Raw genomic sequence first — 15657 nt, 5'->3', positions numbered from 1 at the left:
GACACCCCTTGACCCAACGCACCATTGTGATCACCGGCGCCAGCGACGGCATCGGCGCGGCAGCCGCGCGGACGCTGACCCAGGCAGGCGACCGGGTGGTCGTCGTCGGCCGTTCCGAGGAGAAGACGCAGGCCATCGCGAAGGAACTCAACGCCGACTACTTCGTCAGCGACTTCGCCGAACTGGACCAGGTCCGCACGCTCGCCGCGCAGCTGAAGGACGACTACGACCGGATCGACGTCCTGGCCAACAACGCCGGCGGCATCATGGGAAAGCACCAGCTCACCGTGGACGGCAACGAGTCCACCTTCCAGATCAACCACCTGGCGCCGTTCCTGCTCACCACCGAGCTGATGGACGTCCTCACCGCCAGCAACGCCAAGGTCATCAACACCGCCAGCGCGGCCAACGGCTTCGGCAAAATGGACCTCTTCGACCTCAAGTCGGAGCACACCTACTCCACCAACCGCGCCTACGGCACCGCCAAACTCGCCAACATCCTCTTCACCTCCGAGCTGCACCGCCGCTTCGGCGAGCAGGGAATCACGACGGCGGCGTTCCACCCCGGCGTGGTCCGCACCAACTTCGCGGCAGAGTCCACCAGCCCCATGCGGCACGCCTACAAGACGCTCCTCAACCGCTTTATGCTCACCCCGGACCAGGGCGCCGACACCCTGCTCTGGCTCAGCAACGGCACCGCCGGCACCGACTGGATCTCCGGCGCCTACTACGCCAAGCGCGCCCTCGCCAAGGCCAACGCCCAGGCGTACGACGCCGAGCTGGCGCAGGGTCTGTGGGAGGCCAGCGAGGCGCTCGTCGCGCGCTGAGTCTCCAGCCGGTGGCGGGTCACTCGGGGTAACAAGCGTGCAATATGAACAAGTTCGCATGATTTTGACGAGCGTAATTCGGTGATTGTGCTAATTTCTCTCTGTTGACGTGCAGATCTTCGGTACCCGGGACGGGACAGGGGAGTGCGCCCGGCCGCCGCACACCTGTTGACCATCCCTCCTGGAGACGCCCGTGGAAACCCCCTCACCCCTGACGCTCGACGCGACACTGGACTTGAAGCCCGCCGGGCGTGCGCCGACCCAACCCGGACTCCGCAGATCCATGGGCACCAGGCACCTGGTGATGATCGCCATGGGCGGCGTTATCGGTTCCGGCCTGTTCCTCAGTTCGGGCTACACCATTTCCCAGGCAGGTCCGCTGGGCGCGGTGCTCGCCTACCTGGTGGGCGCGTTTATGGTGTACCTGGTGATGGCATGCCTGGGCGAGTTGGCCATCGCCTATCCGGTGTCCGGCGCCTTCCACATCTATGCCGCCCGCTCCATCGGGCCCGCCACCGGATTCGCCACCGCATGGCTGTACTGGCTCTGCTGGGCTGTGGCCATCGGCTCCGAATTCACCGCGTCCGGGCTGCTGATGCAGCGCTGGTTCCCGGACGTTGACGTGTGGATCTGGTGCCTGATTTTCGCGGCCGTGCTCTTCGGCTTCAACGCCGTGTCCGCCAGGTTCTTCGGCGAGTCCGAATTCTGGTTCGCCCTTATCAAGGTGGGCGCCATTATCGGCCTGATCGTCCTCGGCGGCGCCGCGTTGTTCGGCTTCCGTCCGCTCAGCGACGGCGGCAGCCACCCCTTCCTCTTCGAGAACTTCAACACGGACGGCGGGCTGTTCCCCAACGGCTTCACCGGCGTATTGGTCACCGTGCTCGCCGTCTTCTACGCCTTCTCCGGGTCCGAGCTGATCGGCGTGGCAGCGGGCGAAACCAAGGACCCCGCCACCAGCATCCCCAAAGCCATGCGAACCACAGTGATCCGCCTCTTGATCTTCTTCGTCGGGGCCATCACCGTCATCGCGGCCACCATCCCGTATGGCGAAGTGGGGCTGGACGAGAGCCCGTTCGTCACTGTCTTCTCCGCCATCGGAATCCCGTTCGCGGCCGACATCATGAACTTCGTCATCATCACGGCCCTCCTGTCCGCCGGAAACAGCGGCCTGTTCTCCTGCGCCAGGATGCTCTACTCGCTGGCCGACGAGGGCCACGCGCCCCAGGCCTTCCGGCGCCTCACCCGCCGCGGCATCCCGCTGATCGCGCTGTCGGTGAGCATGGTGGGCGGCATCGCGTCCCTCATCAGCAGCGTGGTGGCCCCGGAAACGGTGTACCTGGTGCTGGTGTCCGTGGCCGGATTCGCCGTGGTGGGCGTGTGGATGTCCATCACCGCCGCGCACTTCTTCCACCGGCGCGCCTTCGTGCGGAACGGCGGAGACGTGGGCGCCCTTGCCTACAGGGCCCCGCTGTTCCCCCTGGTGCCCATCCTGGCGTTCACCCTGTGCGTCATCTCGCTGGTGGGCATCGCCCTGGACCCCAACCAGGTGGCCGCACTCTACTTCGGCATCCCTTTTGTTGCCGCCTGCTACGCCTACTTCCACTTCCGGCACGGCCGCAAACGTCCGACGGCGGCAGCCCAGTAACCAGCCCGGTCACCTGCGCAACCGTCCGCGGCGCCGTGGAAGATTGCCGCCGTGGAAGAATAAGTCCTAATCACTGGCCGGGAGGGGCGATAAGCGTGGATTCGTCCGCTGAAGCGTCATCGCTGGCACAGGGGCTCCGCATTGTCCGGCTGGTGGTTGACCGGGAGAAACGCGGGCGGCAGTTGCTGGGCGTCTCCCAGCTGTCCGCGGAGCTGGGCATGGACCAGAGCCGCGTCTCACGCCTGACGCAGGAACTGTGCGATCTGGGCCTGCTGGAGCGGGTGGACCGGGGACCGTTCCGGACCGGGCCGCGGTTCTTCAGCCTTGCCGCCTCGCTGAACACCGGCTGGGTCCGCGAAGCCAAGCCAGAACTTGAGTCACTGGTTTCCGCCCTGGGGTTGCGGGCCAGGCTCTCCGTCCGGGACGGCTACCGGGCCATCCTGCTGCGCGCCTCCAGCAACGACGCAGGCCTGGGCGGCTTCGTTGCGCCCGGCATGGTGACTCCGGTCTGGTGCACCGGCGCCGGCAGGGCCCTGCTCTGGGACCACGACCTACCTGCCCTGGAGCTGCTGCTGCGCGATGTGAACTTCATCGGCGTGGGCGGCCCCGGTGCCGCGCATTCCATCGACGAGCTCTGGGGCCTGCTGGCCCGCGACGTGGCGCGGGGCTACATCACCTCCGACGGGGAATTTGAGCATGACATCGTTGAACTCGCCGTGCCGGTCCGTGACGCCGGCGGCAACATCCTGGCCGCACTCAGTGTGCTGGGACGCCGGGCCGAAGTGAGCGATGACACCGCGGGCATTGCCGCTGTCCTGCGCGGCGCCGCGGACCGACTCGGCTCCCTCGCCGCCGCCGGCTAGTCCTTGTTGCTTTCCCGGGGCTGGTTGATTTCCTGGGAATGGGGGCTATCCGCGGGCTGGTGGCCAAGCTTGGCTTCAAGCCAACGTCCCTGCTCCAACAGGGCCGCCGCGCACTCGGCCCGGCGCGGCTCCAGGCGGGCCCTGGTGCCCACGATCTGCAGCGCCGCCGCCACGTCCCCTTTAAAATCCCGGACGGGAACAGCCAGCGAATAAAGCCCCGGTTCCGCTTCCTGATCCACCACGGAGTAACCCCGCACGCGCGCCGCAGCCAGCCGCACGAGGAAATCGCCGACGTCGTACGGGGTATTGGGACCGTGGCGCACAAAGTCCACGTGGGCGAAAACGGTCCGCACTTCGTCTTCCGACGACTCCCACAGCACAGCCTGGCCGGCGTCGCTGCAGTACGCCGGGTAGGGCCTGCCCAGCCATGAGCCCACCAGGTTGCTGCTGGCGGGAACGCTTTCGCCGATGGTCACGGTGCTCTCTCCGTGCAGCACGCCCAGGAAGCACCCTTCGTCGGTGTCGCGGGCCAGCCGGTCCAGCGCCACGGCGCCGTCTGAGTGCAGCCTCTGCGCCGTCAATTGCTGGGCGTCGGTCAGGATGGACCAGTCCAGGGTGTACCTGCGCTCGCCGGTCCGGCCGAGGAAACCCTCCTGCTCACCGGTGCGGAGGTTCCGGGACACCTGGCTGCGGTCCTTGCCCAGGTCCGCGGCGATCCCCGCCACCGTCCCGCCCGGAAGTCCGGCCTCATGCCGCGCACCCAGGGCCAGGATTGCCAGCATGCCGCGGCCCATGCTGGAGGTTTTCGACATAGGCCAGAGTCTAGTGGGGCTGCCGGATCCGTGCCTGTCATAGTTCGCCACGCTCGTTAAATGCATTTCAAATTGCCTATGATGAACAGACGGCGCGCCGTCCAGCCATCGACTTCCGGAGTTCCTGCCATGCCACGCAACACCACGCTGTCCCGCCTGCTTGATGCCGGAGCGCACCTGATCGCGGACGGCGCCCTCGCCACCGAACTTGAGGCGCGCGGCTGCAGCCTGGATGACCCGTTGTGGTCGGCCAAGGTCCTGTTGGAGCAGCCGCAGCTGATCCGCGAGGTGCACCGGGACTACTTCGAGGCCGGCGCCAACGTGGCCACCACCGCAAGCTACCAGGCCACCCCGCTGGGGTTCGCCCGGCGTGGGCTTTCCGAGGACGCGGCACTGGACCTGGTCAGGCTCTCGGTCCGGCTGGCGGACGACGCCCGGCGCGAACACCTTGCCTTGCATCCGCAGGCCGGGCCACTGCTGATCGCCGGTTCGGTGGGCCCGTATGGCGCTTATCTCGCCGACGGCTCGGAGTACCGCGGGGACTATGTCCTGGACGCCGAGGCCTTCAGGGATTTCCACCGCCCCCGCATCGCGGCCCTGGTGGAGGCCGGAGCCGACTTCCTGGCCTGCGAGACGCTGCCGTCCTTTGCCGAAGCAGAGGCGCTGCTGGCACTGACCGGGGAGTTCGACGTCGAATCCTGGTTCTCCTTCTCGCTGCGGGACGGTGCGCACATCAGCGACGGCACTCCGTTGGCTGCGGTAGCGGAGCTCTGCGGGTCCGTGCCCCGAGTGGTGGCAGTGGGCGTGAACTGTGTACCGCTGCATGTGGTCCCGGCCGCCCTGATAGCCCTCGGCCAGACAGGTTCCAAGCCGCTGGTCACGTATCCGAACTCCGGCGAAAGTTACGACGCCGCCACCAAGACGTGGGCAACCTCCCCAGAGGGTGCCGCTGAAACCGTCAAGGCCCGGCCCGGTGGCCTGGCGGCCGAATCCGGTACCTGGCGGGACCTTGGTGCCCGCATCATCGGAGGCTGCTGCCGCACTACGCCCCGGGAAGTTGCCGCCCTCGCTGCCACCCAACCTGCCCAGCTCCCACCCAACTAGGTCGCAGCAGATGTCGTTATGAGTGCTCATAACGACATCTGCTGCGACCTAGTTGGGCCGGGACTTAGGCGCGGACCGGCCGTGCCCGTTCGACGTCGGCGGCGCTTTCTGTCGCGCCGCGGGCGCTGAGCCCGGCCACGACGCCGTCGACGTCCGCCGCGGACCGGTTCTGGCTCAGCTTGGTCTTCGCCTCGATTCTGGCGATGACCAGTTCGAGGCCCACAATGGCGCGCAGCTGGCCCGAGATGTAGCGCTCCGGCGCGTCGTCCACGCTCCACGGGTGGTCAAAACCGGCTTCATTGACGTTGGTCAGCCGCCTGACCTGGCTGGCGATCCAGGCAGGGTCGTCGTGGATGACGAGACGGCCGTACACGTGCGCCGTCGAGTAGTTCCACGTGGGCACAACGCGGCCGTGCTCAGCTTTCGACGCATACCAGGACGGCGAAATGTAGGCGTCCGCGCCCTGGACGATCATGAGGGATTCCCCAATGGCCGGTTCGGACCACTGGGCGTTGTTCCTGGCGACGTGCGTGTGCAGGGCACCGTGTTCGCCCACCGAGGGGTCGTAGACAAACGGCAGCAGCGTGGCGAGCAGGCCTCCGGACGTTATGGTGACCAGGTTCGCTGCGCCCGGCCTGGTCAGCAGTTCCTGGACGGCGTCAGGGCCGGCTTCAAAATGGGCTGGCGTGTACATGGGACTAATCCTTTGCAGGTTCGAGGTGCTTTGTCGCGAGAGGTTCGGCAGGCTGGAGGACGGCGGGCTGAGGTAGCGCCGGCTTCAGCCGGACCCGGACCGCGGCGCCCGCGCAGAGGATGACGGCCAGGCCGCCGACAATGGTGCTCCACGTCAGCGACTCGCCGAGCAGAAGGCCCGCCCAGCAGATGCTCAGCACGGGCTGGACAAGCTGGATCTGGCTGACCTGGCTCATGGGGCCGATGGCCAGGCCGCGGTACCAGGCGAAGAAGCCGAGGAACATGCTGACCACGCCGAGGTAGGCAAAGGCCAGCCACTGGAACGGTGTGCCCGACGGCGGCTGCTGCGCCACGGACACCGCCACCAAAAACACCATCAGCGGCGACGCCAGCACCAGCGCCCAGGACACGGTCTGCCAGGCGCCGAGCTCGCGGGCCAGCAGTCCACCCTCCGCATAGCCGATGGCCGCAGCCACCACCGCGCCGAGGAGCAGCAAGTCCGCCGAGTGCAGCTGCCCAAATCCGCCGGACTGCAGGGAGGCGAAGCCGATGGCCGCCAGCGCTCCCACGCCGGTGATGAGCCAGAACGCCGGGCGTGGACGCTCGCGTCCCCGAAGAACTGCAGCCACTGCCGTCGCGGCGGGCAACAGGGCGATCACTACGGCGCCGTGACTGGCCGGCGTTGTGGTGAGCGCAAAGGAAGTCAGCAGGGGAAACCCGACGACGATGCCGCCGGCCACCACCGCGAGGCGGACCCACTGCGTGCCGCGGGGGAACCGCTGCCGGGTGAGGGCGAGCGCGAAGGTGGCGAGGATGGCGGCTACCACGGCACGGCCCGACCCGATAAACAGCGGGGACAGGGACTCGACGGCCACCTTCGTGAAAGGAACCGTGAAGGAGAAGGCCGCTACTCCCGCGAGACCCCACCAGAGTCCGGTGGGCTGGCGGGACGGTATCACTGGCGGTAAAAGTGTAGTAGCGCTACTATTGTCTCTCATGAATAACGATAGCAGTTCCCGGATTGTGGTGCACTTGAAGAAATGGATTTCTTCGGCCGCGCCCGGTGCCAAGCTGCCGTCCACGCGCTCGCTGGTGGCCGAGTACCAGGCCAGTCCCGTCACGGTGCAGAAGGCCCTGCAGACGCTCACAGCACAGGGACTGATCGAGAGCCGGCCCGGCGTCGGGACCTTTGTGCGCGCCGTCCGGAGCGCCCGTCCCTCCGACTACGGCTGGCAGACGGCGGCCCTCCGTTCCCCGCTGGCGCCGCCGCCCCCGGCGTCCAGCACCATGCGCAACGTGGCCAACGATGCCATCTCCTTCCACTCCGGCTACCCGGACCGCGAACTCCTGCCCGAGCGGCTGGTGCGGGCCGCTATAGCAAGGGCAGCCCGCGGTGACGCTGCCCTGTTCCGTCCGCCCGCAGCCGGAATGCCCGAACTCCAGTCGTGGTTCGCGCACGAACTCGGTGCCTCCACACCGGCCGGGACCACCCCGCCGAACCCGAGCGACGTCGTCGTACTCCCCGGAAGCCAAAGCGGGCTGAGCTCCATCTTCAGCGCGCTCGCCGGCCGCGGACATCCGCTGCTGATGGAATCGCCGTCCTACTGGGGCGCCATCCTGGCCGCAGCGCAGGCCGGCGTGCGCATTGTCCCGGTGCCCAGCGGACCGGACGGACCGGACCCGGCGGAGCTCGCCCGCGCCTTTGACGAGTCCGGCGCGCGGCTGTTCTACGCGCAGCCCAACTACGCCAACCCCACGGGCGCGCAGTGGTCTGCCGAACGGCGTGAACAGGTCCTGGACGTGGTCCGCGCGAAGGGGGCGTTCCTTGTGGAGGACGACTGGGCGCACGATTTCGGCATCACCTCCAACCCCGTGCCCGTCGCCTCCCGTGACGACTCCGGCCACGTGGTCTACCTGCGCTCGCTGACCAAGAGCGTGTCACCGTCCATCCGCGTCGCCGCGGTCATCGCCCGCGGCCCGGCGCGGGAGCGCATCCTGGCGGACCGGGCGGCCGAATCGATGTACGTCAGCGGGCTGCTCCAGGCGGCAGCGCTCGACGTCGTCACGCAGCCCGGGTGGCAGACGCACCTTCGCAGCCTCCGCCACCAGCTCGAATCACGCCGCGACCTGCTGGTCACCAGCCTCCGCCAGTACGCCCCGCAGGCTCACATCGAACAGGTGCCCAAGGGCGGCCTGAACCTGTGGGCGCGGCTGCCCGACGGGACGGACCTGGAGCGGCTGACCCGCGACTGTGAAGCCGCCGGGGTGATCATCGCCGGGGGAAACGAATGGTTCCCGGCTGAACCGGCAGGCCCGTTCATCCGGCTCAACTACTCGGGGACGAATCCGGGCGCCTTTCCCGAGGGGGCCCGGATTATCGGCCAGGCGATTGAACGGAACAGGTCGTAGTTGCTGAGGTGCGCTCCGCTCCGGCGTGGGCATAGGAAAACTGGCAGCGTGGCCTCTGTTCGTGGAAGTCCAAGAGGCGGAGCATCGCCCACTGGCCGCTGCTCCGCCTCTTGCGTTTGGGCGCTCTACCTCTTCTCGGGGGTGTTCTCGCCTGTGCACTCCAATCACGTGAATGCTGAGAAGCCGGGCTTCTTCGATCCGGAAGCGGTCAGTTTTCGCACGCTGTCTTCGTGTCGAGGAAGTCGGCAGCGCACATATCTATTTGGTTTCCGCCGTCCAGGGTGTCGGTATACCCAACGCCATCCTGGCCGTTCAGTATGTCGTTGCCGCTGTTTCCTTTGATCACATCGTTTCCCGGACCTCCCGTGACGATGTCGTTGTCGTTACTTCCGGCCAGTGTGTCGTCTTCTGAGCCTCCATCGACCCGATCATTGTCGTTGCCTCCGGTGAGAGAGTCTTTGCCCCCCTGACCTTCGATGACGTCGTTACCTTCGTAACCGCGGATACGGTTGCCCTGATCATTCCCGATAAGCGTGTCCCCGAGATGTCCTCCTTCAATGTTCTCGACGTCGGTGCCGACCGTGTCAAGCTCACCAGACTCGCCGCTGCTAGCGGAACCGTCAAGGCGCACCAACAATGGTGCGTTTCGAATGTGGTAGTCGACCGTGTCCTTCCCGGCCCCGCCGTTTATCTTGTCGGCGCCCAGGCCCCCGTCGAGGATGTCATCGCCTGATCCGGTGACCAGGACGTCGTTCCCGTCATCGCCAAATGCCTCCACCGGCCCGCTGAAATTCACGGTAAGGGTGTCGTTCTTGTCACCGAGGCGTACGGACACTTTCGTTACGCCGCTGGAAGGGCACATGACCAGCCCGAAGATTGGGTAGGCGGTGCAGGCCGAGCCTGCGCTGAGGGGTCCGCCTCCGTCCCGAATGGCAAACGAACTGCCCGATTGGCTGATCGTGATCCTGTTGGCGGCTCCCGGTGCTGCATTGACATTCAGCACACCTCCGGAGACTCCCACCGAGGTGGCTGTCGCTGCCTGTGCGGGAACAGTTCCGACCAGTGCGGATCCAGTGATCAATGTCGCAATTGCGATCACATGGACCGAGGTTCTCTGGTAGCCAGGTTGTTTCCGATCCTTGGCTGTGATTCCCACCAGCGTGTCGTTGCGCGGTGTGTCCGATGTTTTCATGACTGCTCCTAAATGTCTTTTCATGACCGCTCCAAAAGGGCAACTTTCCAAAAGCTCCAGCAAACCTGGCCGCGTCGCGGCCTTTCGAAAGTGGTGGTCTTGCTGAATGGCGCACGCTGGCACCGTTCAGAGTGAATTTGTGATTTGAAGCTCGTACCGGCCTAGCAGGGCCGGTACGAGGTGATGGATTCGTGCCCATCGCGGAAGAATCCAGTGCTTGGCGCGGGCGGCTCCCGCGGTGCACTTGTCGAAGATCGGATCCTTGCAGGCTTGCGGGCACTAAGCGCGCCAGCAGTGGTAGTTGCCAGGGGCCGGGACAATTTTGTTCTTCCAGATATGTTGGTCTTTCCCGTCCACCGATCGGCGGCTGAAGGAGCATTGCCCCGTAATTACGGCTCCACGTATGGACCGGTATTGCCACACACCGTGTTCGATGGAGAAGAGCTGCCGAAATCGTTGCTTGCTATCACGTAGAAGCAGTAATTCGTGTCAGTCTTTCCTGTGTCCACAAAAATAGAAGCATCCGTGGAGGCGTAAGTGGGGGCATTAGCGACTTTTACAAACCATTGGCCTGCGCCGTTCACTTGATAATATAAACGGTACCTCAATTCCCATTCCGAACGCTCGAACGTAACTCCTGCCTCCACCCAATTAATAGAGAGTCGAAGGTTTTTAGGGACTGATGGTCTGAATCCCGCGCACCTTTCCGGAGAGTAGGTTTTCCCGGCTTCGTTAACTGCAGCAACTCGGTAGCAAAGGTACTTGCCAGTAGGGAGACCACGGTAGTTCACGGTGTAACGCTTGCCCGTCGTCCCGACGGACGTGCTGTATACCTTCGAGAATTGTGTCCATATTCTCCCGGACGCAGTCCGGTACTCCACGGTGAAGAAGGATTCATTTGTCGAGGCATCGGCCCAGGAAATTTCGTCAGCGTTAGAAAAAATTCTGTTGGCTGATAAACTTGCCGGTGCCGCGGGTCCAGTTTGCATCGCAGACTCACCAATGGATGGCGTCGCATGGCCAGCAGCGGGAGTCGCAAGCAATCCAAGAATGCAACCCAAGACTACTCCTGCGGTCTTATGGAAAGTGCCGGATCGCTTTTTTTCGAAATTCTGTTTTGACATTCGTATAGCGGTCATTTTCACTCCTTTGGGATGATTTGTCTGGATGTCGGTATGCCAGATTTTGCGGATCATGATGTGTTTCCTTCGGTTGATATCTGGGTGTTCCAAGGTCACGGAGGGCTTATGTCATCAGCAATCACCTCGATGGGCCGGTTGCACGAGTGGCGGCGTCAACGGCTGTCAATCCAAGCAGTCCGGCCATATGCCCTGAACCCAAGTCGGGCAGAGATCGTGAGTAGGCGTGGGGTGCAACTCGGCAGCTACCTCCGGTCCGCCGGGGTTCGCTGATGCAAGAAGCCAGTCAACGTGGCGTCCACCACGATCAGGCATCGACAGGCCCCTCCATACGTACGTCCGATCCGCAGGATTCCCCACGGGGATCCACCATCCGGTTTCCGGGCAAAGCACTCCTGCCGCCGCTTCTACCCGGGCGCCACCGCCTGCGTGACCGTTATGGATGCTGAGTGCTCCTATTCGTTTCATGATCAGGATCTCCTGTGGATCGTTACGGTCAGTGCGGGCTGTGATGCTTCGGATTGGTTTTCCCAGAGTGGCCCTTTGGACTTAACCGGTCCTTAATCGCCGCGGGACACTGGACCCTCCGCCTCCCGCGGGAGCATGATGATGGGGTTGATGTGGCCGGAATTTCCAGATCACATCCCATGTCAGGGCGGGCGCTATGGGGTCGCTGGTCGACGAGCTCCGCGGTACCGGACCGGGCAGGTCCGGGCCAGCGGCCGGTCGGTGAGGGGTGGCGATGGGCGCACTGTGGATCAGGACCCTGGGCCCGCTGGAAGTTGTTGCCGACGGGGCGCCGGTTATTGTGGGCAGCAGGAAGCTGCGGATCGTCCTGGAATGCCTGGCCCTGCGGGCAAACTCGGTGGTCTCCACTGACTTTTTGGCTGAAGCCGTCTGGGACGGCCGCCCGCCCGCGCAGCCGGGCCCGCAGCTGCAGGTGTACGTCGCCAACCTGCGACGTCTGCTCCAACCGGACCGGTCTCGGGGGATTGCTGCCCAACGGCTGGCCAGCCGGCCGGGCGGCTACGTGCTGACAGCCGCCGAAGACGAACTCGACCTGCTGCAGTTCCGCGAAAACGTTACCGCGGGTGAACTGGCTGTGCAGGCAGGGGATCTGGCCGGAGGCACCGAACTTCTGCGCCAGGCTGTTGAGCTCTTCAAAGGGGCTGCCTTTCCCGACCTTGCTGACGTCGAGCTTCTGCGCCCGGACCTGGACGCACTGGAGGAAGCCCGGCTGGACGCGCACCAGGACCTCATTGACGTCGAGCTCGCCATGGGCCGGCACGGCACTTTGGTGGGGGAGCTGCAGCGGCTGGTGTCCCGGCATGCGTACCGGGAACGGTTGTGGGCTTCGCTCGTGCTCGCCTTGTACCGTTCGGACCGGCAAGCGGATGCCTTGGCTGCGTGCAGAGAAGCGCGGAGCATCTTCGTCGAGGAACTGGGTATTGAGCCTGGTACGCGCCTGCAGGAACTGGAAACGATGGTGCTGCGGCAGGATGGGTCGCTCGCTGCTCCCGCCGTCGACGGGCACCGGAGGATCAGGCAACGGCTGGACAACCTGCCGGCCGAACTGACGCCGATGGTTGGCCGGGAAGCAGAGCTGGGGGAGGTATGCTCCCTGTACCGCTCTGAGGGCTGCCGGCTGCTGACCGTCACGGGTCCGGGCGGCACGGGTAAAACGCGCCTCGCGTTGGCGGCCGCCGTCCGGCTCGGTGAGCGGATGGCCGACGGCGTGGGCTGGGTTAATCTGGCCCCGCTCACTCAGGTGCAGCAAGTTCCAGGCGCCATCGCCGCGGCTCTTGGCCTGGAGGACTGGGGCGGTGAAGATCCGCTGAAGGTCGCGTCCCGCTTCCTGCGTACCCGCCGGGTGCTGCTGGTCCTGGACAACTTCGAGCATCTGGAGGAGGCCTGGCCGGTGGTGCTGGATATGCTCACCGCGGCCCCCGACCTCCTGATCCTGACCACCAGCCGGAGACGCCTGGGGCTGCGGGCGGAGTATGAATATGAGCTCGCGCCACTGGCCCTGCCACCGCTCGAGATGCCCCTGCTGCCGCCCGTGCTGAAGGAGGTGCCGTCGGTGAAACTTCTCCTTGCCCGTGGCAGGGCAGTCCGTCCGCATTTCGATCTCGACCACGGCAACGCAGCGGTTCTGACCCGTCTGTGCCACCGCCTGGACGGCCTTCCGCTGGCCATCGAACTGGCGGCCGCCCAGTTGCGGGATCACAGCGAGACCGAGCTCCTGGATGACTTGGAGGTAAGCCTTGCCGCGCTGCCGGCAGCCTTCCGTGACCTTCCAGACCGCCAGCGAACCGTCACGGCCACGATCGCGTGGAGCCACCAACTGCTGGGTGAAGCTGAGAGGCGGCTGTTCGATCAGCTCGGCGTCTTCGCTGCTGATCCGACTATGGCGGCAGTCAACAGCATCTGTGGTCAGCCTCCGGGCACGGAAACGATGCCTGAAGACCTGCTCATCTCGCTAGCCCGCCACAGCCTGCTGCGTCGCTATACCGATCCCGCGGGACAAAGCAGGGTTTCGATGCTCCATTCGATCCGCGAGTTTGCGCGGGACCGGCTGGCGTCCCGTGGCGAGGCGGCAACGGTGCGGCGACAGCATGCCGAGTTCTACCTCAGTCTTGCCGAGGCTGTCAGCCCTCACCTGTGGACGCAGGGTCAAGTGGACGCCTTCCGGATGCTGAATGCTGATGCACCGGATATGCGCGGTGCCCTGCTCTGGGCCATCGGACCGGGTGGCTCTACTGACCTCGCGCTGCGGCTGGTGGGCCATCTTTGGCATTACTGGGAGCTCACAGGGGACGCGGCCGAACAGTGCGAGATCGCCCTCAAACTGGTTTCCGTCACGCCGAACGCTCCACCGGCGCTGAAAGCTCCCGCCCTCAGTGGAACGGCCACACTGTGCTGGATTCTCGGCCGCAATGACGAGGCGTCCGACTTTCATCACAGGGCGCTTCAGGCGTTCCAGGCAGCAGGCAACGATCAGGGCGTTGCCTGGACCACCATGTGCCTGGCGACGCAGGCGGCTGAGCGAGACGACCCGGTCAGCGCTCAGCGACTGGCTGCAGAAGCATTATCGCTGCCGCAATCCAGCCGCCGCACGCGCGTCGCCGCTCTGATTGTTCTTGGCCTTTCAGCCTTCTACGCCGGCGACCAGGTCCGAGCCCTTGAACTGTGCCGCGAATGCGTCGAACGTGCACGACCGCTCGGCGACCGCTGGCTTCTCGGCATCGCGCTGGTCAACTTGGCCGAATGCACAGAGCTGGCCGGCGACCACGACACGGCAGAACAGCTGCTGTACGAGGCACTCGGCGCGGCGCTGAAGCTCGGCGCACAGGGCCACGTGGTGGCTTTCCTTGAGTCACTCGCCGGAGTCTACGCAGCGGAGCACCGGGTCGAGCTTGCCATTCGCGTGCTTTCGGCCGCCGACTCCTACCGCACCGACCGGGGCATGCCGCTCTACCCGGCAGAACAGCACCGCGTCGAATCGGTCATTACCAAGGCGCGCACCGAAGCCGGCCCGATCCGCTTCGGCCTGGCCTGGGCCGGTGGACAGGCGCTGACACTCACCCAGGTGCTCCTCGAGGTGCTTCAGGGTAAAAAGGAGAGTAGCCAGCAGGAACCCGCCGCCGACTTGCGCTTTCATTTACCCGCTGAGCAATCTACAAAAAGTGCCCTGAATGCGGCGCCGTGGTGACCGCCGCGTTTGCACGTTATTCGCCCAGCAGCCCGTAGGTGGTGACGACGTTGCCCTTCGTGGTCCGGTACTGGTCCTTCAGGGCCAGCCGCGTCACGGGGTCGCCGTCCTGGAACAGCTTCCTGCCGCTGCCGGCCACCACGGGGTGCGTGATCAGGGTCAACTCATCCAGCAGCCCGGCGAACAGCAGTTGGCGCACCACGGAAATGCTGCCGGTGACGGCGATCTCGCCGCCGTCGCGCTCTTTGAGGCCCGCCACGAATTCCTCCAGCGGGCCCTCGATCAGATGGGAGTTCTGCCACTCGAGCGGGTCCGTCAGCGTCCGGGAGGCCACGAACTTCTCCACCGGGTTGATGAAGCCGGCGAAGTCCTCGTCCACCGACGCTGTGGGCCAGTACCCAGCCCATTCCTGGTAGCTCACCCGGCCAAGCACCACGGTGTCCACGCTTTCCATCATGCGGGTCAGGGCCTTGCCGAGGTCGTCGTCGAAGCTGTCGAATTGCCAGAGATACGGGTCTGTGACCACACCGTCAACGGAGTGGAACAGGCCGGACGTAACTTTGCGCATGAGGTCCTCCAAGGGCAGGGGCAGTTGGCTTCCACGGTATTGGTTGTGCCCGCAGCGGGGAAGCCCCGGCCGGTGGTTGAGGCTCTCGAAAACCTGGATCCCGACGGGCTCGATCAGTGGTCTCAACCGGACGGGAGTTAGGTTCGTCACCACCGCCTGCGTGTTGCGCGAATCCGCGGACCTGCAGCCGCATACTGGTGTTCATGCGGCCTCTCACCGCACCCCGGCCAGGCAGGAGGAAAATGCATGGAAACCCTGAAGAAGATCGTACGCAACCAGTACTTCCCCGCGGCCGCGGTGCTGACGGCGGTGTCGCTTTTCTGGATCATCGCCATGTTCGGCGGGCTCTCCCTGCTGAACAACAACCAGCCCCCCATGGCCACCCTGACGTGGATGCTGTTCGTCTACGCCGCAGCTGTCCTGACGCCGCTGGCAGGCATCCTGGCCGGTGTGGATCTGGTCCGCCGCTGGCGCCGCAACCGCATGTATGCGTTGGTTGAGCTGGAACAGGACGGAACCGCCGAGCCAGAAGCCCCAAAGCAGTCCGCACCGAAACAGCCTGCACAGCACCGCCCGGTAACCCAGCAGCAGCCCGTCAAGCGCCATCCGGTGCAGCAGCAGCCGGCCAAGAAGCAGCCGGCCCAGACGAAGCAGCGCAAGAAAGCCGCGTAGCCACCGGCCAATACAGGCCAA

At 65.3% G+C, this 15657-nt stretch carries 13 protein-coding genes; 7 read left to right on the top strand and 6 right to left on the bottom strand.

Translation table 11 applies throughout. The annotated features are described in order from the left end of the window. Positions 1 to 8: 8 nt before the first annotated feature. The 3 genes from NFC73_RS05035 to NFC73_RS05025 all read left to right on the top strand — a co-directional run bounded on the left by NFC73_RS05035 (position 9) and on the right by NFC73_RS05025 (position 3335). A complete protein-coding gene (locus tag NFC73_RS05035) occupies positions 9 to 827 on the top strand; it encodes an SDR family NAD(P)-dependent oxidoreductase (RefSeq protein WP_254748130.1) in 819 nt (272 codons plus the stop codon). 193 nt (positions 828 to 1020) lie between these two features. After that, entirely contained in the window at positions 1021 to 2472 is a 1452-nt protein-coding gene (locus tag NFC73_RS05030) for an amino acid permease (RefSeq protein WP_372494575.1), read from the top strand. 95 nt (positions 2473 to 2567) lie between these two features. Continuing rightward, complete coding sequence (locus tag NFC73_RS05025; RefSeq protein WP_254748128.1) at positions 2568 to 3335, top strand: IclR family transcriptional regulator; 768 nt, start codon at positions 2568 to 2570, stop codon at positions 3333 to 3335. Here the strand turns inward: NFC73_RS05025 and NFC73_RS05020 are convergent. Continuing rightward, positions 3332 to 4147, bottom strand: a complete 816-nt coding sequence (locus NFC73_RS05020; protein ID WP_254748126.1) for an IclR family transcriptional regulator — start codon at positions 4145 to 4147, stop codon at positions 3332 to 3334. The genes NFC73_RS05025 and NFC73_RS05020 overlap by 4 nt on opposite strands. Before the next feature lie 129 nt (positions 4148 to 4276). On the opposite strand from NFC73_RS05020, the gene mmuM reads away from it, so the two are divergent. Next, on the top strand, positions 4277 to 5251 hold the full coding sequence (mmuM, locus tag NFC73_RS05015; RefSeq protein WP_254748124.1) for a homocysteine S-methyltransferase: 975 nt from the start codon (positions 4277 to 4279) through the stop codon (positions 5249 to 5251). A 64-nt stretch (positions 5252 to 5315) separates the two neighbouring features. Here mmuM and NFC73_RS05010 read toward each other — a convergent pair whose 3' ends face one another. Both NFC73_RS05010 and NFC73_RS05005 read right to left on the bottom strand, forming a co-directional pair. Beyond that, positions 5316 to 5945, bottom strand: coding sequence for an FMN-binding negative transcriptional regulator (locus NFC73_RS05010; RefSeq protein ID WP_254748122.1), 630 nt, complete (start codon positions 5943 to 5945; stop codon positions 5316 to 5318). 4 nt (positions 5946 to 5949) lie between these two features. Then, the gene (locus NFC73_RS05005; protein WP_254748120.1) at positions 5950 to 6942 is read right to left on the bottom strand and encodes a DMT family transporter; all 993 of its coding nucleotides are present in this window, start codon (positions 6940 to 6942) and stop codon (positions 5950 to 5952) included. Here NFC73_RS05005 and NFC73_RS05000 point away from each other — a divergent pair. Continuing rightward, positions 6941 to 8353 carry an aminotransferase-like domain-containing protein gene (locus tag NFC73_RS05000; protein WP_254748118.1) on the top strand — a complete coding sequence of 471 codons (1413 nt, stop codon included), beginning with the start codon at positions 6941 to 6943 and terminating at the stop codon, positions 8351 to 8353. The genes NFC73_RS05005 and NFC73_RS05000 overlap by 2 nt on opposite strands. 208 nt (positions 8354 to 8561) lie before the next feature. On the opposite strand, the gene NFC73_RS04995 is transcribed toward NFC73_RS05000, so the two are convergent. Both NFC73_RS04995 and NFC73_RS04990 read right to left on the bottom strand, forming a co-directional pair. After that, a complete protein-coding gene (locus NFC73_RS04995; RefSeq protein ID WP_254748115.1) occupies positions 8562 to 9545 on the bottom strand; it encodes a calcium-binding protein in 984 nt (327 codons plus the stop codon). A 389-nt stretch (positions 9546 to 9934) separates the two neighbouring features. Further along, a complete protein-coding gene (locus NFC73_RS04990) occupies positions 9935 to 10741 on the bottom strand; it encodes a fibronectin type III domain-containing protein (protein WP_254748113.1) in 807 nt (268 codons plus the stop codon). Positions 10742 to 11426: 685 nt separating this feature from the next. Here NFC73_RS04990 and NFC73_RS04985 point away from each other — a divergent pair. Continuing rightward, a complete protein-coding gene (locus tag NFC73_RS04985) occupies positions 11427 to 14396 on the top strand; it encodes an AfsR/SARP family transcriptional regulator (protein WP_254748111.1) in 2970 nt (989 codons plus the stop codon). Positions 14397 to 14412: 16 nt separating this feature from the next. Here NFC73_RS04985 and NFC73_RS04980 read toward each other — a convergent pair whose 3' ends face one another. After that, complete coding sequence (locus NFC73_RS04980) at positions 14413 to 14964, bottom strand: dihydrofolate reductase family protein (RefSeq protein WP_254748109.1); 552 nt, start codon at positions 14962 to 14964, stop codon at positions 14413 to 14415. 246 nt (positions 14965 to 15210) lie between these two features. On the opposite strand from NFC73_RS04980, the gene NFC73_RS04975 reads away from it, so the two are divergent. After that, positions 15211 to 15636 (top strand): Sec-independent protein translocase family protein, encoded by a 426-nt coding sequence (locus NFC73_RS04975; protein ID WP_254748107.1) that lies wholly within the window; start codon positions 15211 to 15213, stop codon positions 15634 to 15636. Positions 15637 to 15657 lie beyond the last annotated feature (21 nt).

Origin of the sequence: Pseudarthrobacter humi (genome assembly GCF_024294965.1) — a bacterium.
Lineage (GTDB): Bacteria > Actinomycetota > Actinomycetes > Actinomycetales > Micrococcaceae > Arthrobacter > Arthrobacter humi.
Note: the sequence above shows the minus strand (reverse complement) of the source record. Positions and strands in the feature narration are given on the sequence as shown.